Source organism: Paenibacillus sp. MT124, assembly GCF_058792755.1.
This window is the reverse complement of the sequence record NZ_CM179500.1, coordinates 142501-163641: the sequence shown is the minus strand read 5'-3', so window position 1 is coordinate 163641 and position 21141 is coordinate 142501. Positions and strand designations below refer to the sequence as shown.

17 protein-coding genes, 8 tRNA genes and 1 rRNA gene (1 of these 26 only partly in view) are annotated in these 21141 nt (G+C 49.1%); all 26 read right to left on the bottom strand.

The annotated features are described in order from the left end of the window. Positions 1-410: 410 nt before the first annotated feature. Positions 411-2720 (bottom strand): helix-turn-helix domain-containing protein, encoded by a 2310-nt coding sequence (locus AC3RCI_RS00815; protein WP_492527287.1) that lies wholly within the window; start codon positions 2718-2720, stop codon positions 411-413. Positions 2721-2958: 238 nt separating this feature from the next. Continuing rightward, positions 2959-3906 carry a ribose-phosphate diphosphokinase gene (locus AC3RCI_RS00810; protein ID WP_154896761.1) on the bottom strand — a complete coding sequence of 316 codons (948 nt, stop codon included), beginning with the start codon at positions 3904-3906 and terminating at the stop codon, positions 2959-2961. 82 nt (positions 3907-3988) lie between these two features. Continuing rightward, the gene (gene hisJ / locus AC3RCI_RS00805) at positions 3989-4813 is read right to left on the bottom strand and encodes a histidinol-phosphatase HisJ (protein WP_336784249.1); all 825 of its coding nucleotides are present in this window, start codon (positions 4811-4813) and stop codon (positions 3989-3991) included. A gap of 11 nt (positions 4814-4824) precedes the next feature. Continuing rightward, complete coding sequence (hisIE, locus tag AC3RCI_RS00800; RefSeq protein WP_336784250.1) at positions 4825-5553, bottom strand: bifunctional phosphoribosyl-AMP cyclohydrolase/phosphoribosyl-ATP diphosphatase HisIE; 729 nt, start codon at positions 5551-5553, stop codon at positions 4825-4827. Then, positions 5546-6307 carry an imidazole glycerol phosphate synthase subunit HisF gene (gene hisF, locus AC3RCI_RS00795; RefSeq protein ID WP_336784251.1) on the bottom strand — a complete coding sequence of 254 codons (762 nt, stop codon included), beginning with the start codon at positions 6305-6307 and terminating at the stop codon, positions 5546-5548. Before hisF ends, hisIE begins: the two co-directional genes overlap by 8 nt. A 27-nt stretch (positions 6308-6334) precedes the next feature. Further along, positions 6335-7069 (bottom strand): 1-(5-phosphoribosyl)-5-[(5-phosphoribosylamino)methylideneamino]imidazole-4-carboxamide isomerase, encoded by a 735-nt coding sequence (gene hisA, locus AC3RCI_RS00790; protein WP_095292978.1) that lies wholly within the window; start codon positions 7067-7069, stop codon positions 6335-6337. A 136-nt stretch (positions 7070-7205) separates the two neighbouring features. Continuing rightward, complete coding sequence (gene hisH / locus AC3RCI_RS00785) at positions 7206-7832, bottom strand: imidazole glycerol phosphate synthase subunit HisH (protein WP_251643539.1); 627 nt, start codon at positions 7830-7832, stop codon at positions 7206-7208. Positions 7833-7835: 3 nt separating this feature from the next. Further along, positions 7836-8465 carry an imidazoleglycerol-phosphate dehydratase HisB gene (gene hisB, locus AC3RCI_RS00780; RefSeq protein ID WP_110821845.1) on the bottom strand — a complete coding sequence of 210 codons (630 nt, stop codon included), beginning with the start codon at positions 8463-8465 and terminating at the stop codon, positions 7836-7838. Continuing rightward, positions 8458-9762, bottom strand: coding sequence for a histidinol dehydrogenase (gene hisD / locus AC3RCI_RS00775; protein ID WP_221805453.1), 1305 nt, complete (start codon positions 9760-9762; stop codon positions 8458-8460). The genes hisB and hisD overlap by 8 nt, the downstream gene beginning before the upstream one ends. Positions 9763-9841: 79 nt before the next feature. Beyond that, positions 9842-10501 (bottom strand): ATP phosphoribosyltransferase, encoded by a 660-nt coding sequence (hisG, locus tag AC3RCI_RS00770; RefSeq protein ID WP_154896755.1) that lies wholly within the window; start codon positions 10499-10501, stop codon positions 9842-9844. A gap of 1 nt (position 10502) precedes the next feature. Continuing rightward, positions 10503-11729 carry an ATP phosphoribosyltransferase regulatory subunit gene (locus AC3RCI_RS00765; protein WP_492527286.1) on the bottom strand — a complete coding sequence of 409 codons (1227 nt, stop codon included), beginning with the start codon at positions 11727-11729 and terminating at the stop codon, positions 10503-10505. Positions 11730-12208: 479 nt separating this feature from the next. After that, on the bottom strand, positions 12209-12742 hold the full coding sequence (locus tag AC3RCI_RS00760; RefSeq protein ID WP_127540632.1) for an acyltransferase: 534 nt from the start codon (positions 12740-12742) through the stop codon (positions 12209-12211). Continuing rightward, positions 12739-13395, bottom strand: coding sequence for a pyrophosphatase PpaX (gene ppaX, locus AC3RCI_RS00755; RefSeq protein ID WP_430199906.1), 657 nt, complete (start codon positions 13393-13395; stop codon positions 12739-12741). The genes AC3RCI_RS00760 and ppaX overlap by 4 nt, the downstream gene beginning before the upstream one ends. Positions 13396-13401: 6 nt before the next feature. Further along, positions 13402-14439, bottom strand: a complete 1038-nt coding sequence (lgt, locus tag AC3RCI_RS00750) for a prolipoprotein diacylglyceryl transferase (protein ID WP_154896751.1) — start codon at positions 14437-14439, stop codon at positions 13402-13404. A gap of 152 nt (positions 14440-14591) precedes the next feature. Continuing rightward, entirely contained in the window at positions 14592-15530 is a 939-nt protein-coding gene (gene hprK, locus AC3RCI_RS00745; protein WP_095292959.1) for an HPr(Ser) kinase/phosphatase, read from the bottom strand. Positions 15531-15816: 286 nt separating this feature from the next. Then, positions 15817-16941 carry an ABC transporter ATP-binding protein gene (locus AC3RCI_RS00740; protein ID WP_095292957.1) on the bottom strand — a complete coding sequence of 375 codons (1125 nt, stop codon included), beginning with the start codon at positions 16939-16941 and terminating at the stop codon, positions 15817-15819. A 103-nt stretch (positions 16942-17044) separates the two neighbouring features. After that, positions 17045-18238 carry a PucR family transcriptional regulator gene (locus AC3RCI_RS00735; protein WP_492527285.1) on the bottom strand — a complete coding sequence of 398 codons (1194 nt, stop codon included), beginning with the start codon at positions 18236-18238 and terminating at the stop codon, positions 17045-17047. 156 nt (positions 18239-18394) lie between these two features. Beyond that, a tRNA-Lys gene (locus AC3RCI_RS00730) sits at positions 18395-18467 on the bottom strand. A gap of 7 nt (positions 18468-18474) precedes the next feature. Then, positions 18475-18560: transfer RNA gene (locus AC3RCI_RS00725), tRNA-Tyr, on the bottom strand. A gap of 12 nt (positions 18561-18572) precedes the next feature. Beyond that, positions 18573-18645, bottom strand: a tRNA-Phe gene (locus tag AC3RCI_RS00720). 19 nt (positions 18646-18664) lie between these two features. Continuing rightward, positions 18665-18742: transfer RNA gene (locus AC3RCI_RS00715), tRNA-Asp, on the bottom strand. Positions 18743-18751: 9 nt separating this feature from the next. Then, positions 18752-18827 (bottom strand) — tRNA-Thr (locus tag AC3RCI_RS00710). A gap of 5 nt (positions 18828-18832) precedes the next feature. After that, positions 18833-18908, bottom strand: a tRNA-Val gene (locus AC3RCI_RS00705). Positions 18909-18917: 9 nt separating this feature from the next. Then, positions 18918-18994 (bottom strand) — tRNA-Met (locus AC3RCI_RS00700). Between the two features lie 42 nt (positions 18995-19036). After that, positions 19037-19128: transfer RNA gene (locus AC3RCI_RS00695), tRNA-Ser, on the bottom strand. Between the two features lie 81 nt (positions 19129-19209). Next, a 23S ribosomal RNA gene (locus tag AC3RCI_RS00690) occupies positions 19210-21141 on the bottom strand (it continues 995 nt past the right edge of the window).

The window sequence follows — 21141 nt, the reverse complement described above, 5'->3', positions numbered from 1 at the left end:
TTGCCCTTGTGTGAATGGTTAAATCCTGCCCAGAGTATTCCACATCATTCCTGACATTGGCAACAAACTCGTTTCGCAAACGCTTACATAAGGAGAATGGTTTATCCCAGCGACGATTTTCGTACACTGACCATTTTCATTGGTTCCTTGACCCATGTATTCCATTCATGCTGCACAGTGTTATTACCGCCCAACCGACCTGCTTTCAAAACACGATAAACCATTTTCATGCACTGCCTATATTCGCATGAGCGCAATAAACCGGAATCATGTGAGTCCGTCACACGATAACCTGCCCCCTCTGTCAGTCGGATCATTATGCTGCAACAGCAATAGGGCGAATTCATGCATGATGCTCTCCTGACGGAGAGCGCCTGCACGAATTCCGCCCTGTACATGTCCTGATGTAGTCAGCCGCTCGACTCTTTCCCTTCATGCTTGCCCGCGGGATGCTCACGCTTCAAACGGCGATAATCACCTGGTGTAATCCCTGTTACCCGTTTGAACACACGTCCAAGGGTAATTCCGTTGGCATACCCAACTTTCAGAGCAATGTCCTGCAACGAAAGATCGGTATGGACCAGAAGTCGTTCGACTTCCTTCATCCGCAGCTCGGTCAGGAAATCCACAAACTTCATGTTAAACTCTGTTTTGAATAAATAACTTGCATGCTTGCCCGAAACCTGGAATCGATCACTCAGATGCTTCAGCGAAAGATCCGGATTCGCAAACTGTTCTTCAATGTATGTTTTCATCTCATTGACCAATGCTCTGTAACTCTTGGTTTCGGTCACCGATACATAGGTTCGGAACAGTTCGGTCAGATCATCAAACAGCATGGATTTAACATCCTCAAGTGTCTTCGCTTCCTGCATCGATTTTAACCACTTATGCAAGTTCTCTTCGGATAATTTCTCCTGTAGCTCCTCTGACATCATGGCTACTTCGCGGCGAAGCATCTGCAGCATGGCCTCTAGAAGAGAGAGAATATCGTCATCAGGCAGCATGTTGTGCTCAAAGGCAGTAAAAATCTCCTCAAGCAGGTCACGCCACTGGCCGCTCGACATTCGGAATCGCTTCACAAAATCGGCGATCATCTGCAAGTAGGTGTAGGTTTCCAGCAACTGCTGAGAGGTTTCACCAGCCCCGGCCAGAACCACATCTCCATTCATCAGGAGCTTGCGCTGCATTACGGCTTCTGCTGCTGTATATGAGTCACGGATGGCTCCTACGCCCCTGGCGATCGGCCCGATTCCGAAGCTAAGCGAGATACGGAGATTCTGTTCCACCCAAGACCTGAACTCTTCTGCAACTGCATAGATTCGGTCAGTCATATCTTCACTTGGTTCCAGGGACTGGAACAGGATCGCAATTCGGTCCGCACTCACCCACTCCATCCAGCATTGCATTCCTGTGTTACGAGTGAGCTCCTGCAAGACGTTCATCAGAGCGAATTTTAGCGTGTTCTGCTCACCGCGCGTATATCGTTCCTGGAATCCCTTCTCATATCGATTGATTTCTCCCAGTACAACGGTAAAGTGTGATGACTGATCCGTATCCGTTAACGGTGATAGCTCCTTTAATCGTTCCGTGACACGATCCAGATTGTCACCTTGCAATAGATCGTTGAATAGCTTGCTCCGCTGCAGCAGCGCATTTTCCCTGCTTTTCTCGTCATAATCCATCATGTGATTAATCAGATTTTCCAGCACGCCATCAATCAGCTTCATTTCGTCCACACTTGACCCTGATTGCTCCAATGCTCTAATTTGATGGGCCTCAATTCGGTTCATGATAATCTGAATAGGCTTATAATTGCGGCGAGTAATATAGACAATATAGATGATGGCACAGACAACGGTCAGGGCAGCAATAAACACCCATACATAAGAAATGACCGATACCCAGCCAAAGAGATTGCCTGCCTTAATACCACTATGGAGCGTCCAACCAAGCCTTTCGAGGTGAAGTGTATTTAATGGTTGTCCCCCATGAGCGCCTTCACTGTCGGAGTGGGCATTATATACAACCTGACCCTTCTGATCCGTAACAGTCATGAAGGAAAGTTGTCCATTCACCATGCTGTCGATGCTCTGCTCAATACTGCTCATCTTGATGTTAATGACCAATACACCATCGGTACCAAAGGGTAACGGCATGTCTTTATTAACCGTGAGCACCCGGATTGGGGTACGCTGAACCGACTCCACATCATATACGCGGACGGGCTGCCACCCGGGAGCAAGGGAACCAGACATGATCTGTTCAATCCAGTATTGATCTGCAAAACCTTCTATTTCTCGTGCTCCGCTTGAAGTTAAAGCGCTATCATTCTTTTTGTCATATAAATAAATCGATTGAATCCATGAAGAGGAATTCGTCAGTTCACGCAAACTCTGCGCAATGGTATAGACGGTTTCTTTGCTTGCCTGACCTGGATTATTGAAGTAGAGCTTATACGCCTGCTCACTCTGTACGGCCTCCGTCACCGACAGTTCAATATCACGAATAGTACGATCGAGGTTATCTACCAGATAACTGGCGGATATACGGTCCGCTTTTCTCGTTTCTTCTCTGGAGATATCGTTAATGAACACAAAAGCAATAAAAATGAGTATGGTCACGGTAAGAAAAAAAATAGGGAAATACGAAAAGAGTAACCGATAATACCAAGTACGGGACAATAGACCCCACTCCTCACTCCACTGAGCTATGTACATCAGCTGTGGTTCTCCTATTTATCACATTTTCATTCGTTCTTCCTCTGGTTGTGGCGTAATTGGGTAACTCCAAATAAGTTCGATAGATGCAATTTGATGTTATTATAGCACAAGCTTCAGAGCAGCCAAGCAGGGAATTATAGCATCAAGCAGTTCATATATAATTTAGATAAAAAACAAAAAACCGTGCTGAGCAGCTAACTACTCAAACACGGATCAGCAAATCTCCATGAACACTTCAGATTCCCGAATCTTTAAACAATGTCGCCATGGAGCCTCCATCCACAATAATGCGAACGGCTCTTGCCAGCATTGGCGCAACAGGCAGAACTTTGAAGCACTCCGGATGGTCATCAGGCAACGCAATGGAATCGGTGACAACCACTTCGGCTATGGATGGATGATTAAGCTTGGTTAGCGCATTACCTGAGAATAGACCGTGTGTCGCACACACATACACATTTTTGGACCCGCGTTCTTTCAAGCCTTCCACCACATTCAAAATCGTCGTCCCTGTATCAATTAGATCCTCAATAATAATGGGCGTGCGTCCTTCCACATCTCCAATCACATGTGTAATGATGGATTCATTGTGGCTCGGCCGCTTTTTGATCATAATGGCAAAAGGTGAGTCCAACCGATTGGCCAGCTTCTCCGCCATGGATGCCCGTCCTGCATCCGGGGATACGACCACCGGATTTTCAATGCCTTTGCTGAGCAGGTACTCGCTTATCAGATCAAGCGATGTCATATGATCGACAGGAATGTTGAAGAAGCCCTGGATCGCTGCTGCATGCAAATCAATCGTAACTACCCGGTTTGCACCGGCTGTCGTCAGGACATCTGCCACCATCTTAGCCGAGATCGGCTCACGTGGTGCAGACTTGCGCTCCTGACGGGCATATCCGTAATAGGGAACGATAATGTTCACTGTGCGGGCAGAAGCCCGTTTGGCTGCATCAATCATCACGAGCAGTTCGACAAACAGCTCGTTAATCGGATGAGACAGTGACTGGACCAGAAACACATCACAGTTACGGATGGTTTCTTCGTAATGAACGTATATTTCTCCGCTCTTGAACCGGGACAGCTTAATTTTGCCCAACTGTACACCCAGCTTGTCACATACCTGTTCTGCCAGCTTGGGGTTCGATGAACCGGAAAAAATACGTAACGAATGTTGCATAATGCCCCTCCCGAGGGTTAGATTCCCTATATAATCCCTTATTGAACAAGGTTATTTCCTAACCTCATTATACCCCACTGCCTTATACATTTAAAGGAACGAAAGAGCGGCGACGGCCTTCAAAAACAGCTACCTCCGTACAACCCAGCTCCTGCAGAAGCTGCTCGGCTTCAGGCAAATGTTCACCCAGTTTAAGTGGGTCGTGGGCATCAGAACCAAGGGTGAGCGGGATACCCAGCTTAATGGCTTCTGTTAGCATCCGCCGACTAGGGAACATCTCAGCACAAGGCTTCGACAATCCCGACGCATTAAGCTCCATAGCACAGCCACTCTTCGCAATAGCTTGCAGAGCAGCATTCTCCAGTGCAATACGCTCTTCCGTCTGCTCCGGTGAAGGATTGAAGCCAAAACGCTTAATAACGTCAGTGTGCCCCATAATATCGTACATACCTGTAGCAGCTGCTTTACTTACCGCATCATAATATTGACGGTATACCTCTAAAATATCTTTGCCTTCCCAGTGATGGGTCTGACGGAAGTCGGTGATATCCCATTCCCCAAGGAAATGAACCGAACCGATGATGTAATCCCAAGGATAACGTTCAATGATTGACCGGATTTCGGACTCCCATCCTTCGATATAATCCCCTTCAAGGCCAACACGCACCTCGATCTGTCCGCGGTACCGCTCTTTCAGCGAGAAGCATTCTTCCACATAGCGAGGCAGCTCCTCCATGGGCATGGCCATTTCGGGATAATAACTCGCTGGATCTACATGCAGCAAAGGCATGTGATCAGACAGTCCAATCTGGGACAGTCCAATCTCCACGCCCCGCTGTACATAAGCCTCAAGCTTGCCGACAGCATGACCGCAGCGCTCATGGTGAGTGTGATAGTCAATACGCATTAGAGCACCCCCTAATCGCGGCGTGGCCGTTCATGACGGCGGCTCAGCTCAGCCATAATGTCGTCCAGCGGCAGTTTGCGCTCTTGCAGTAGAACGAGCAGGTGATACATCAGGTCACTGACCTCAAGTCGAAGCTCGTCATTATCTTTATTTTTGGCGGCGATGATCGTTTCGGACGCTTCTTCGCCGATTTTTTTCAATATTTTATCAACGCCCTTATCAAACAGATACGTGGTATATGCACCTTCCGGACGTTCCACTTCACGTTGAGCAATAACGGATTCAAGCTCAGCAAGTACGTCAAAGCGGCCTTCGGCTCTTGATCCCGGAGCGTCTGCGTTTGTTTCATTTCCGGATTGTTCTGTAGAATTCTGAGGCAGTCCTACAATTTCATTATGGAAACAGGTCACTTCACCGGTATGGCAGGCAGGACCGTTTGGTTTAACCTCTACCAGCAGCGTATCCCCATCACAATCATACTTCAGTGAAGTAATCGTCTGCACGTTCCCGGACGTAGCGCCTTTATGCCACAGCTCTTGGCGTGAACGGGACCAGAACCAGGTTTCTCCCGATTCCAGTGACAATTTCAATGATTCCCGGTTCATATATGCCATCATTAACACTTGGCGTGTCTCGGCATCCTGCACGATTGCAGGAACCAGACCATCACTCCAGCGGATATGCTCTACAACCTGCTCCAGGGATAAGCGCTCCCTGATCTCGTTACTTACATTACTCACGGATCTCCACCCCTTGTTCTCTCAAATGTTGTTTTAACGCCGGTACAGCGATCTCTTTATAATGAAATATCGTTGCAGCAAGTCCTGCATCTGCTTTCCCAGCAGTAAACACGTCATAGAAATGAGATTCCTTACCCGCACCACCTGATGCAATGACAGGAATTCGTACTGATTCGGATACAGCAGCAGTCAGCTCCAGGTCGAATCCATCTTTGGTTCCATCCGCATCCATGCTGGTTAGCAGAATTTCGCCGGCTCCCAGTTCCTCAGCCTGTTTCACCCATTCGAGCGCCTTGATTCCTGAAGGTTTCCGTCCCCCGTGAGTGTAGACCTCCCACTCTCCCCAGGCTTCATTGTACTTGGCGTCTACGGCCACTACAATACATTGGGAACCAAAGCGGCGAGCACCGTCGGCAATCAGCTGGGGATTCAGTACAGCAGCCGTGTTGACTGCGATTTTGTCTGCACCCGCACGCAGGATGCGCTTCATGTCTTCAACTTTGGAGATGCCACCACCAACAGTAAAGGGGATGGCGATTTCGCCAGCGGTCTGCCGTACCACTTCTTCCATCGTTTCGCGACCTTCGACAGAAGCGGAAATATCGAGAAATACCAGTTCGTCTGCACCTTCACGGTCATACAGAGCCGCCAGCTCAACCGGATCACCCGCATCGCGGAGATTCACGAAGTTAACGCCTTTGACAACCCGGCCATCCTTAACGTCCAGACAGGGGATAATTCTTTTTGCCAGCATACTCCTCTTCCTCTCTATCCAGTTCCTTTACTTGTTGACTGCACGCACCGCTTCGGACAGATCGATACTGCCGGTATACAGCGCCTTACCAACGATTGCTCCTCCGATTCCATCATCCGCATGACGGCTCAGGCGAAGCAGATCATCCATCACACTGACACCTCCGGAAGCGATAACATTACGTCCGCTCGCCTTGGCGAGAGATACAATGGCTTCCACATTTGGCCCCTGCATCATTCCATCACGGGAAATGTCGGTGAAGATAAACGTCTCGGCACCAAATGCCGCCAGTTCCTTCGCCAGTACTTCAGCTTGCACCTCAGATGTTTCCAGCCAGCCGCGAGTAGCCACATAACCGTTTCGGGCATCGATACCGATCGCCACTTTATCTCCATAACGTCCTAACACTTCTTCGGTAAATGCACGGTCTTCAATAGCTGCTGTTCCGATAATGAGCCGGCTCACACCAAGACCCAGCAAACGTTCTACATCAGCTACGGTACGCAGCCCGCCGCCTACCTGAACAGGCACGTTCACTGCAGATGCAATGCGACCAATAAGTTCGTCATTTACGGGGTGACCCGCTTTTGCACCATCCAGATCGACCAGATGAACGTATGTACCACCTTGCTTCTCCCAGGAGAGGGCAACCTGTACAGGGTCATCATTATATACCGTCTCCTGATTGTAGTCCCCCTGCACCAGTCTTACACATTTGCCGTCCCGGATATCAATTGCCGGATATATGATAAAAGATGACATACAAGGCCTCCTGATTTGTTCTTTATTATTTTATCCATCTATATGAGTATGACTGCTTATTAAAAGTAGGATAGGGGCTGCCTATCCTGGATAGCTTAGCTTTAATCTAAACGGGTCTTCTGCTCGGGAATCCGATTTACCCCTGATTCGGCTTGCCTGTCAACTTCAGGAAGTTTCCGAGCAGCTTCATGCCCAGTTCACCGCTCTTCTCCGGGTGAAACTGCATGCCGAAGTTGCTTCCTCTTCCCACAATGGCTGTAACCGGATGTCCGTAATCCGTTACTGCCAGCAGATCACTTTCTACTTCGGTACGTGCATGATAGGAATGAACAAAATAAACATGTCCGGCTTCAAGCCCTTCAAAGAGAGGATTTTCCGGGTGAAGGAACTCCAGGCGATTCCAGCCCATATGAGGTACCTTTAGCTCTCCTGCTGCAAAACGCACCACTTTCCCTGGCAGGATGTCCAATCCGGTGTGCTCCCCATGCTCCTCACTGGAACTGAATAGCAGCTGCATGCCCAGACAGATCCCAAGCAGCGGTTTGGTTCCAGCTGCCGCTTCTTTTACAACAGCGTCCAATCCACTCTCCCGCAGGTGCTCCATGGCATCACCAAATGCACCAACGCCAGGAAGGATGACCCCGTCTGCCTGTAAAATTGTTTCCCTGTCACCTGTCACCAGCGCTTCATAGCCAAGACGTTCGACCGCTTTGCCGACGCTGTGCAGGTTCCCCATACCGTAATCGACAATTGCAATCGCCATCGTCTACAGCACTCCCTTCGTGGAAGGAACACCCGTTACACGTGGATCGATCATCGTTGCTTCATCCAGTGCACGTCCCAATGCCTTAAATATGGCCTCAATCATATGATGTGTGTTCTGGCCATAGTGTACAATAACGTGCAGCGTAATCCGTGCCTCCAGCGCCAGTTTCCACAGGAATTCATGCACCAGCTCCGTCGAGAAGCTGCCCACTTGCTGGGATGGATACTCCGCACGATACTCGAAGTGAGGTCGGTTGCTGACATCAATGACAACCTGAGCAAGTGCCTCATCCATCGGTACAAATACACTCGCATAACGCTTGATGCCCCGCTTGTCTCCGAGCGCCTCGCGAAGGGTCTGCCCCAGACAGATTCCGATATCCTCAACGGTGTGGTGATCATCAATATCAATGTCACCACGCGCCTGTACATTCAGATCGAATTGTCCGTGCTTCGTGAAGAGATCGAGCATATGGTTGAGGAAAGGGACGTCCGTCTCAATCGTCGATTGCCCTGTACCATCTACGGCAAATGCCAATTGAATATTGGTTTCATTCGTCTTGCGGTCAACCTCTGCCTGGCGCACAGCACCTTTAGTTTCAAGCTCTACTCCGTTATTTTGCTTATCCATTGTCCGATTCCGCCTTCCCTTCCTGTTCTAACCGTACAGCGATTGCACGGGCGTGCCCTTCAAGCCCTTCATGGCGGGCCAGTTCTATGATAGCCGCTCCGTTTTGAAGCAGCGCTTCCTTGCTGTAGTATATCAAGCTTGATTTCTTAATAAAGTCATCCACATCTACTGGAGAACTGAACCGTGCAGTTCCGTTTGTCGGAATGATATGATTCGGTCCGGCAAAATAATCTCCTACCGGCTCCGAGCTGTACGGGCCGAGGAAGATCGCGCCTGCATTTTCGATCCGGCCGGCATAAGCCATCGGCTCCTGCACCAGAATCTCCAGATGCTCTGGTGCAAGCCGGTTTACCACGTCGATTCCTTCATCCATGGAATCGACCACAATAATCGCGCCATACTGCTCCACGGAAGCAGCGGCGATCGCCTTCCGGGGCAGCGCCTCAAGCTGGCGCTGCACTTCGGCCTGCACGGCTTCCGCCAGCACGGCCGAGGTCGTGACGAGAATGGCCGATGCCATCTCGTCATGTTCCGCCTGCGACAGCAAGTCTGCGGCGACATACACCGGGTTCGCCGTTTCATCGGCGAGCACCACAATCTCACTCGGCCCGGCGATGCTGTCGATATCGACCGCGCCGTAGACCTCGCGCTTCGCGAGCGCCACGTAGATATTACCCGGTCCACAGATCTTGTCGACCGGGGCAATGCTCTCCGTGCCGTAAGCCAGGGCGGCGATAGCCTGGGCGCCGCCAACCCGGTACATCTCGTTCACGCCTGCTTCCGCGGCAGCTACGAGAATGTACGGGTCAATTCCCTCGCCGCCGTTGGTTGCCGGCGGCGTCACCATAACAATCTCCGGCACACCTGCAACCTGTGCCGGAATGACATTCATCAGCACCGACGAAGGATATGCTGCTTTGCCGCCAGGTACATACACTCCGACCCGCTTCAGCGGCCGGATGACCTGGCCCAGCAGACTGCCGTCCGGCTGCCAATCCATCCACGAATTACGTTTCTGTTTCACGTGAAACGCTCGAATGTTGGCGGCGGCTTGCCGAATCGCCGTCACGAAGGAAGGTTCTACAGCAGCGTAGGCTGCCTGAAGCTCTTCCTGCGGCACGCGCAGTCCCGCAGCAGTCAGTTTCGTACGGTCCAGCTCCTCCGTATAGCGCAGCAGGGCCGCATCTCCTTCCCGGCGGATGTCACTAACAATGCGCCGGACTGTTTCATTTTGCTCAGGTGTACCGTAATCCACTTCACGCTTCAGATCAAATTCCCGTGCGGGTACAATTTTCATGCCTTCTACCTCCCTGGCCCTGTATATCCTGTCATTCACAAGTATTAATTGATTCCTCTAATCCTTTTTGCCCGATCTTTTATCCCTGAAGGCTTCCTGCGGTAAATTCATTAGGCGTTGGAATGACCTGCTGCAATGCATCGCACAATGCCTGAATCCGTCCATTTTTCATCCGATAACTCACCCGGTTCGCGATAAGGCGGCTCGTGATATCCAGAATGCCTGTCATCTCAACCAATCCATTCTCACGCAGTGTCTGCCCCGTCTCCACCAGATCCACAATCCGGTCAGCTAGCCCGATCAGAGGTGCAAGTTCAATGGAGCCGTTCAACTTGATGACTTCCACCTGCTGACCCTGTTCGCGGAAATATTGAGAGGCAATTCTTGGGTATTTCGTCGCCACACGCTGCTGAATACCCGGTGTCCAATCCGGCAGACCGATAACCGACATGCGGCACTGTGCAATCCCCAGATTCAGCAGTTCGTAGACATCCCGATTTTCCTCAAGCAGTACGTCCTTACCAACAATCCCGATATCCGCTACACCGTATTCCACATACGTTGGCACATCTACAGGCTTCGCCATGATGAACTCCATTCCTGCTTCGGGTACTTCAATGACCAATTTGCGTGTATCGTCCACATCAACAGGAATATCGAGGCCCGCTTCACGGAAGAGCTTGGAAGCTTTTTTATAGATCCGGCCCTTGGGCATGGCTACCTTCAAAATATCCGACATCTCAGCGTCCTCCTTGTTCAGCTTGATAGGTGATAACCTGATCGTAGACGTCCCTTGCCGAACGTACTGAGCTACCACCGGATGATGCTACCACTTCTGCTGCTGGTACTGTTATTTCATGATCCGATAAAAGGCTAGTCACCACGTTTTGTCCGGCCCTCCGTAAACGGGCGGCTTCCGCTAGTGCTTCAGCTCGGCGTGCCTTGTCATACTGGATAAGCACAGGTTTGTTCTCTTCCATCGTAATGCCGTGCACTCCATCGATGATCCGGTTCGTTTTCAGCGCAAATCCCGTTGCCGGAAGCGAGCGGCCAAACTGCTGCAGCAGATTGTCATATCGTCCCCCGCTGCACACCGGTGATCCCAGTTCTGCCGCATACCCTTCGAAGGTCATACCTGTATAGTAGGAGAAGTCTCCGATCATTGTCAGGTCAATCAGTACATGTTCTGATACACCGTAGGCTTCCAGTACTTCAAACACAGCACACAAATGAGCAATCGATTGCGCTGCTTCAGCACTGGAGCTAAGTTCTGCTGCATGTGCACATACTTCTTTCCCGCCACGCAACCGCAGAATGGCTTCCAATTGTTCTTTCGGTTTGGGTTCCAGATTAAGCTCCTCGATTGACTGACGATATCCAACATAGTCGCGTCCGAGCAACCCTTCTTTGAGTGCGGCCTGTTGTGCGGTCTGTCCTGGAATGACTTCCTCCAGTAAACCGTTTAGAAATCCCATATGTCCCATTGCTATTTTAAAAGAAGACACACCCGCTGCCTGCAGCGAGGCAATCGCAAGTGCAACCACTTCGGCATCCGCCTCTGGTGAGTCATCCCCAACCAGCTCTACACCTGTCTGAAAGAATTCAGCCTCACGTCCGGCTTCTTCTTCAATGGAACGAAACACATTCGCATGATAGGACAGACGCAGCGGGAGCGGTTCATCTTTTAATAGAGAAGATACTACTCGCGCAATGGGTGCCGTCAGATCCGATCTCAGTACAAGTGTAGTTCCCCGGCTATTCAGCAGTTTGAACAATTTTCGATCCGATGTCGAACTCGCCACTCCCACCGTATCGTAATATTCAATCGTTGGCGTTATAATCTGACGGTAACCCCAGCGTTCCATGCATTCCAATACGTTCCGTTCAATCGTTCTCAGCTTGTTTACCACAAGTGGTGTATAGTCACGAAAACCTGTCGGTTTTTCGAAGCCTTTTGGTTTGGACATTGGTATCATTCACCCCGAGTCAGTAGTTTGGTTTATGGGCTTTAGCTTTATCTTAAGTAGGATTTATGTATCGTAAATCCCGATTCCATCTTCTATTACCCTTAAATAAGGGACTGTGTTCAGATGCTGCCGGGCAGCCTTCTTGATGCATTCTTGATCTGTTCTTGATTGATGATAAGTTCTTACTACTCCATAATGCTTTCATATGGTAAAGTGCTAACAAACTAAAGTATATGGGATATGATAACATGAATGACTCCTCATCGTCAACAATACCGTCCTCTAGCTTACCGGCTCTGCCTTATCATTTATTTCTGTTCAAACAAGTCCTTTCAGCAACTTCTGTATACGAAAAAAGCTGCCATCAGCAGCTTATCCCATCGAAGCACACTTACCTTGTGCCTCTGTATATCATGTAATTTTGGACGACTCCACATAACTTAGATCGGGTGTCCACTGCTACACTCTTTCGTGCCACCCTAATGGACACGCTCATCCATTTTCACGAGAAGCTCCACTTCACTGGTATCCACGCTGCGCGATAGTTCACGAAGTGGATTCCCCCCGACAAAAGCTCCTGGGGCTACATCCTTGTGAACGACCGCTCCTGCAGCAACCACTGCTCCATCCCCGATGGTTACCCCCGGGAGAATTGTCGTGTTAGCACCGATTAGCACATTTTCACCGATAATGACTTCTCCCAATCTGTACTCTTTAATGAGGTACTCATGCGCGAGAATTGTTGTGTTATAACCGATGACTGAATTTTCGCCGACTGTGATCTTCTCGGGGAAGAATACATCCACCATAACCATTAGTCCAAACGCCGTATGTTTACCCACCTTCATACCGAGCATGTGGCGATAGATCCAGTTCTTCACCGGAAGAATCGGACAGTACCGAGACAACTGAATCCATATAAAGTTGCGAACACCCTTCCACGGACTTACTGTCTTGTAGATATGCCAGAGTGCATTGTGGCCCTCTACCGGATAGCGGGTGACTTTCCTCATGAACGTCCCGTTTCAATACGGGTCAGCGCAAGCAAGTCCTTCATGTCATGCAGTATATAATCCGGGCCATATTCACTCAGCACTGCCTCTCCCTTAAGAGACCAGGCAACGCCTGCCGCAAGTGCACCTGCATTTTGGGCGGATTGAATATCGACCGGGCTATCTCCAACCATCAGTGTTTTGGCCGGATCTGCACCCAGCTCCTCCATTGCTTTAAGTACAGGTTCAGCATGAGGTTTCGGATGGGTTACATCGGTCACCGTTACAATGGATTTCATATATTTCATCAGGTCAAAACGTTCCAGCACTTTAAGCGTAGATGGGCGAATCTTGGTCGTCACTACTCCCATCACAATACCCGCTTGGTGCAGAGCCTCAACAACCTCATTTACATGCGGAAAAGGTTTTACCATCGCTTCATGATGGATATCGTTATATGCACGGTACCCTTTGACATACTCGGCCACCTCTTCCTGTCCGGAGAAGGTACGCATCTGCTGCTCCAGTGTGCCTCCCATGTGCGGGATGATCTGTTCACGCGTCCACGGAGAAGAATGCTCCCATCCTTCCATGACATGCAGGAATGAGCTGATAATCAGCTCATTTGTATCAATAATCGTTCCGTCGAGATCAAATAATACCGTTTCAATCATGCTGCATTACTCCTTTTTGTCCTCAGCTTGCTTCGTCTCCTCTTTAGCGGGGCTTGGGCTTGCTTTACTCTCTTTGCTGGCAACCGGGCCTGCTTGCGGCATATCATCCGTTGGTTCAGATGAGACCTTGGAAGATACAATTGGATCACTATAACGTGCATCCGCTTTTCCTGTTACTCTTCTCACTACGATAAATATGATAGCTGCAATAATGATGCCAATGGCGAGCAATTGCGAGATTCTTACGTTCCCGTAGGCTGGATCCAGATAACCCTGTTCGAAGCCCAGTGCAGTCATTGGAGACCATAGACCGTTGACGAGCGAAGCAAGCCATTGTGGTGCCTGGAAGCCCAGACTGTCTGTACGCAGAGCTTCAATGAAGAAACGACCGATGGAGTACCAGATAAAGTAGGACATGAACAACTCACCAGCACGCAGAAACTTCTGCCGACGAAGAACTAACAACAGAACCAAGCCAACAAGGCTCCATAACGACTCATACAAAAATGCAGGATGGTGGAATACACCTTCCACATTCATCTGATTGACGATAAAGTCTGGCAAATGCAGCTTGTCCCGTAAAAAGGACTCTTCCACAGGTCCGCCGTAGGCTTCCTGGTTTACAAAGTTCCCCCAGCGTCCAATCATCTGACCAACAATGAGTCCAGGTGCGCAAATGTCAGCCATGCGCCAAAAATTGTACCCTTTGCGTCGGAAGAAAATGACGGCACAAATGATTGCGCCAATCAGCGCACCATATATGGCGATACCACCATTCCATATCTTAAAGACATCCCAGAAATTATCCTTATAATCATCCCATCGGAATGCAACGTAGTATATACGAGCTCCGATAATGGCAGAAGGTACACCCAGCAGGACCATATCCATAAATACTTCCTGCGGTATGTTGTACCGCTTGCCCTCCCGGATAACCAGCAGCAGACCTACGAGTGCTGCGGTACCGAGAATAAGCCCATACCAGTGAACCTTTAACGCTCCAATGGAGAACGCAATGGGGTTCAACAGTAATAATGTATCCATTCATTCACACTCCTATAAATTCACTCATCTGTATGCATGACCAAATGGGACCTGCTCCATATTCCCTAAGAAGTAGAGCAGGCCAGTTTTGGACTTTATTTTAAAAACGTATAACTCATGTTCCTACATTTCTAATAGATATTTCTACAATCCTAGTCCATGTCTTCCATGTCTTCCGAAATCGTTGCTGTCAGCTTGTTCGTAAATTGCAGTGCGGCGTTAAGTCCCATTTGCTTGAGACGATAGTTCATCGCCGCTACTTCAATAATAACAGCCAAGTTTCGTCCCGGGCGAACAGGAATGGTTACCAGCGGTACATCCGTATCGATGATTCGTGTTGTTTCCTCATCCAGACCGAGGCGATCATATTGCTTGTCCTGCTGCCAAGCCTCAAGACGCACTACCAGGGTAATTCGTTTATTGTTACGAACAGCCCCTGCACCAAATAGTGTCATTACGTTGATGATCCCGACTCCACGAATCTCAAGCAGGTGACGGATAAGCTCTGGTGCGGTTCCGTGCAGCTGGAAGTCTGATGTTTGTCGGATTTCAACGGCATCATCGGCAATCAGGCGGTGTCCGCGCTTCACCAATTCAAGTGCCGTTTCACTCTTACCAATACCACTGCTGCCAGTAATCAGCATACCAACTCCGTTCACATCACACAGTACGCCATGAATTGTTGCTGTTGGCGCAAGCTTGCGCTCCAGGAATCCGGTAATACGGCTGGACAGAATTGTCGTTGCCATGTTGCTGCGAAGCACCGCCAGATTCTGCTCCTCACTGATCTCGATAAGTTCCTGTGGTACTTCCAGTCCACGAGTCACCAAGATACACGGCGTTTCCTCTGTGCATAAGCGCTGCATCCGGTCACGACGTTCTGCTTCAGGTAACATTGCAAAAAAGGCCAGCTCTGTTCTCCCAAGCAGCTGTACCCGTTCTTGTGGATGGTATTCAAAATAACCGGCCATTTCGAGGCCAGGACGGTTCAAGTCATCTACAGTAATTACTCTCTTCAAACCTTGAGATCCGGAAACGACCTCAAGCTGGAACTGCTGTACCAATTCAGATACTTTCACTTTTTTCGCCATTTGTCTCTTCCTTTCAGCATTCGCTGCCTCTCTATGTACATCAGCATTTTTGCGTCTTTTCCATTCCATTATTAGCGCATTCATTTTGTTTGTTTCAGGTTACAGACTTTACAAAACAAAACCAGCCTTCAAATAATCTTAAATGAATTCAGTGTTGAATGCAATCGCGGACCATAGCCGCCCATTAATCAAAAAAGCCCCTTCCAGCAACAACGGAAGGGGCTCTGAATACAATGTATGATTGCGTTAACTGATGTTCCATCGGATCCGAGGAATCCCAGTATGATTAGTCTTGAAGGAGAACGTTCACTTCAGTCTCTTTGTCAAAGATATGAACCTTGTTCATGTCAATTGCCATTTTAACTGTGGAACCATCACGAGTATTGGAACGCCCATCTACACGTGCGATAGTCGTATCGTTACCCACACCGCTCAAGTAGAGGAGCATTTCGTGACCCAGGTTCTCTGTTACGTCTACGTGTGTAGAGAATACAGAGTTCGGGGATGCTTCCAGGAATACTGGCTCTTCGTGGATGTCTTCTGGACGAACACCCAGAATAACTTCCTTGCCAATGTATCCTCTTGATTTCAGCACTTGTGCTTTACCTTGCGGGATTTCAACGTCCACGCCTGGAGCTACGAAGTGCAGGTTAGCACCTTGCTCAGCCAGTTTACCCGAGATAAAGTTCATTGTCGGGGAACCGATGAAACCTGCTACGAACAGGTTAGCCGGGTGGTTGTACAGCTCTTCAGGAGAAGCTGCTTGTTGAATGATACCATCTTTCATAACGACGATCCGATCACCCATGGTCATGGCTTCGATCTGGTCATGCGTTACGTAGATAACTGTTGTTTCCAAACGTTTAGCAAGCTTTGTGATTTCCGCACGCATCTGACCACGAAGTTTCGCATCCAAGTTGGAAAGAGGCTCATCCATCAAGAAGACTTGTGGATCACGGACAATCGCACGTCCCAGAGCGACACGCTGACGTTGACCACCGGACAATGCCTTAGGTTTACGCTCAAGCAAATGCTCGATATCCAGGATTTTAGCTGCTTCACGAACACGTTTGTCGATCTCGTCTTTTTTCACTTTACGCAGTTTCAAACCAAACGCCATGTTTTGATATACGCTCATATGCGGATACAAGGCATAGGATTGGAATACCATCGCGATATCGCGGTCTTTAGGAGCAACATCATTAACGACACGGTCACCGATATAGAGTTTACCTTCAGAAATTTCCTCAAGGCCTGCGATCATACGCAGTGTTGTTGATTTACCACAACCGGACGGTCCAACCAGTACCAAGAATTCTTTATCTTTGATGTCCAGGTTAATATCAACTACTGTTGCTTTATCAGAACCCGGGTATTTTTTGAAAATATGCTCTAAACGTACACCAGCCATGATTGTTGCCTCCTCAGAGATCATTTTGTAATCGAATACATTTTGTAGTTTTATATTAACCCATCCATGTGATGTTTGACTATTCGCAAACTGCACAAAAATATCAGAGCTTTTTCGTCACTTTGTACATAAGCAGCAAAAGCCGCACCAGAACAGCACTTTCAAAGCTTCTTACATCGTAACCAATTTCCTGTTTGATCTTGTCCAGACGGTATATGAGCGTATTGCGGTGGATGAAAAGGCGCTTTGCTGTCTCACTGACATTGCAGTCCAGACTAAAATAGGTCTCCAGTGTCGCAAGTGTCTCACTATCCTCAAAAATCGCCGTATCCTTACCTGTCTCCTTGATAAAACGAAGACGCTGCTGTTCAGGAATACTCGCCACCAATCGCTCAAGATGCAGTTCCCATGGTAAGTGAATATGCTCAGCCACGTGAAATGCTCTTCCCAAATGAATACTCTCTTCAAGCAGAGCAGTAATTGTCGATAACTCCTGCACTGGAATACACGGCATGGACGCAGATAAATGAAACACTCCTGCCCATTCACTCGCCACCAACTCATATAGACCCAAACAAAAAGCATTTAGTAAATCCTTTTTTGCTTCGAGAGTATCCTCTTCCGCTTCACCTGTTACAATCTGCTCATCACTCAGAAAGAGCCAGTCCTGCTCTCCAAGAGGAATCAGCATAATGTCCTCACCAAAATAACTCCCCAGCAACTTGTTCAATTCCTTTGAACGAATACGATGGGCGTCTGGTGTCTCACATTGCAGTAGAAACGGGATCTTTTCAGAATGCAGCTCATCTCGAAATGAAAAGTGCTCCGGAATGGATTCCTGCTCCGCCGGGTGTTCTATCTTCTGACGAAGCCATTTCCCCAATTCAGCAAGTTCCTGTTCCCGATTATTCTCATATTTTACTGGCAGCTCTTCAGCTATTCTGTCTGAACTGTTAGTAATCAGCAATTCAATTAAGCGTCTTGTTTCCATGGTTATGGAGCTAGCAGAACAACCCCAACATACTAAAGTTCCTTCATTCTCCTTAAACTTAACTTTGAAGTAGATACGTTCCTCTGTATTTAAACTTTTCACACTGGCTATCGCGTCAGAAGCAAACTCCTGATTAGGTTGTCCTTCCTCGGAAGTTTCCATCTCAAGTAAACCACTTTGATTCTGTTTCCAACCGATTAACTGCATTGCAGATTGATTCCATTCTTCTACGGTAATCTCGTATTCGTCCAAGCTAGTGCCGATAATGGATTCAATCTGTTGTTTAAGACCAAGTATGAGCTTCATATAATGAACGCCACCACTTTGCTTTTTTCTATTATTTTATCATATCTTTTAATACATCGCCTTCGATGCCTCGGATCTGTAATCAGCTGTTTAATTTTCAAATATACAAAAAGAGCGATTAACCAAATTAATGATTAATCGCTCTTTTTAACAAGATGAGTCATGAAGGGCTCGAACCTTCGACACCCTGATTAAAAGTCAGGTGCTCTACCAACTGAGCTAATGACTCATAAAACTGGTGGAGGATGATGGATTCGAACCACCGAACCCGTACGGGAGCAGATTTACAGTCTGATGCGTTTGGCCACTTCGCTAATCCTCCAGGATTAAAAGGTGGCTCGGGACGGAATCGAACCGCCGACACGAGGATTTTCAGTCCTCTGCTCTACCGACTGAGCTACCGAGCCTTATTAAATTTTAGATTAATGGCGGAACCGACGGGATTCGAACCCGCGATCTCCTGCGTGACAGGCAGGCATGTTAGGCCAACTACACCACGGTTCCAGGCATTAATGGTGCCGGCGAGAGGACTTGAACCCCCAACCTACTGATTACAAGTCAGTTGCTCTACCAGTTGAGCTACACCGGCGTATATGGTGGAGGCTGAGGGGCTCGAACCCCCGACCCTCTGCTTGTAAGGCAGATGCTCTCCCAGCTGAGCTAAGCCTCCTGGGTAATATGGTAGCGGCGGAGGGGATCGAACCCCCGACCTCACGGGTATGAACCGTACGCTCTAGCCAGCTGAGCTACACCGCCATATTAATAAACGCTGATTGCTTGTCCATCTTAGGATAAAGATGGCGGAGAGAGAGGGATTCGAACCCTCGCACCGCTTACGCAGTCTAACCCCTTAGCAGAGGGTCCCCTTATAGCCACTTGGGTATCTCTCCAAACAGTCAATCAAACAATATAACAAGGATTGCTCCCTGAAAACTAGATCCGAAACGAAACTTGCGATCAAAACCTGCTATTTGGATAAGCCCTCGACCGATTAGTACTGGTCAGCTCCATGCATTACTGCACTTCCACCCCCAGCCTATCTACCTCGTCGTCTTCAAGGGGTCTTACATACTGGGAAATCTCATCTTGAGGGGGGCTTCACGCTTAGATGCTTTCAGCGCTTATCCCGTCCGTACATAGCTACCCAGCGGTGCTCCTGGCGGAACAACTGGTACACCAGCGGTACGTCCATCCCGGTCCTCTCGTACTAAGGACAGCTCCTCTCAAATTTCCTACGCCCACGACAGATAGGGACCGAACTGTCTCACGACGTTCTGAACCCAGCTCGCGTACCGCTTTAATGGGCGAACAGCCCAACCCTTGGGACCTACTTCAGCCCCAGGATGCGATGAGCCGACATCGAGGTGCCAAACCTCCCCGTCGATGTGGACTCTTGGGGGAGATAAGCCTGTTATCCCCAGGGTAGCTTTTATCCGTTGAGCGATGGCCCTTCCATGCGGTACCACCGGATCACTAAGCCCGACTTTCGTCCCTGCTCGACTTGTAGGTCTCGCAGTCAAGCTCCCTTATGCCTTTGCACTCTTCGAATGATTTCCAACCATTCTGAGGGAACCTTTGGGCGCCTCCGTTACTCTTTAGGAGGCGACCGCCCCAGTCAAACTGCCCACCTGACACTGTCCCCGTACCCGCTAAGGGCACCAGGTTAGAACCTAGATACGATCAGGGTGGTATCCCAACGGTGCCTCCACACAAGCTGGCGCTCATGCTTCAAAGGCTCCCACCTATCCTGTACAGATCGTACCCAAATTCAATATCAAGCTGCAGTAAAGCTCCATGGGGTCTTTCCGTCTTGTCGCGGGTAACCTGCATCTTCACAGGTATTAAAATTTCACCGGATCTCTCGTTGAGACAGCGCCCAAGTCGTTACGCCATTCGTGCGGGTCAGAATTTACCTGACAAGGAATTTCGCTACCTTAGGACCGTTATAGTTACGGCCGCCGTTTACTGGGGCTTCGGTTCACAGCTTCGGGATTACTCCCTAACCGCTCCCCTTAACCTTCCAGCACCGGGCAGGCGTCAGCCCGTATACTTCGCCTTACGGCTTCGCACAGACCTGTGTTTTTGCTAAACAGTCGCTTGGGCCTTTTCACTGCGGCCCCCTCGTGCTATTCACACTACCGGGGCACCCCTTCTCCCGAAGTTACGGGGTCATTTTGCCGAGTTCCTTAACGAGAGTTCTTCCGCGCGCCTTAGAATTCTCTTCTCGCCTACCTGTGTCGGTTTGCGGTACGGGCACCTTCATCTGGCTAGAGGCTTTTCTTGGCAGTGTGAGATCATGACCTTCGCTACTGTAATTTTCACTCCCCATCACAGCTCAGCCTTACGATGTGCGGATTTGCCTACACATCAGCCTTACTGCTTGGACAGGCATCCATCAGCCTGCGTCACTACCCTACTGCGTCCCCCCATCGCTCGTAACGATTTACGGTGGTACAGGAATTTCGACCTGTTGTCCTTCGACTACGCCTTTCGGCCTCGCCTTAGGTCCCGACTTACCCTGAGCGGACGAGCCTTCCTCAGGAACCCTTAGGCTTTCGGCGGATCAGATTCTCACTGATCTTTTCGTTACTCATACCGGCATTCTCACTTGTATAATGTCCAGCGCTCCTTACGGTACACCTTCAACCCTTATACAACGCTCCCCTACCCCTGATGCAAGCATCAAGCCATAGCTTCGGTGGTGTGTTTAGCCCCGTTACATTTTCGGCGCAGAGTCACTCGACCAGTGAGCTATTACGCACTCTTTCAATGGTGGCTGCTTCTAAGCCAACATCCTGGTTGTCTGTGCAACTCCACATCCTTTCCCACTTAACACACACTTGGGGACCTTAGCTGATGGTCTGGGCTGTTTCCCTTTTGACAATGGATCTTAGCACTCACTG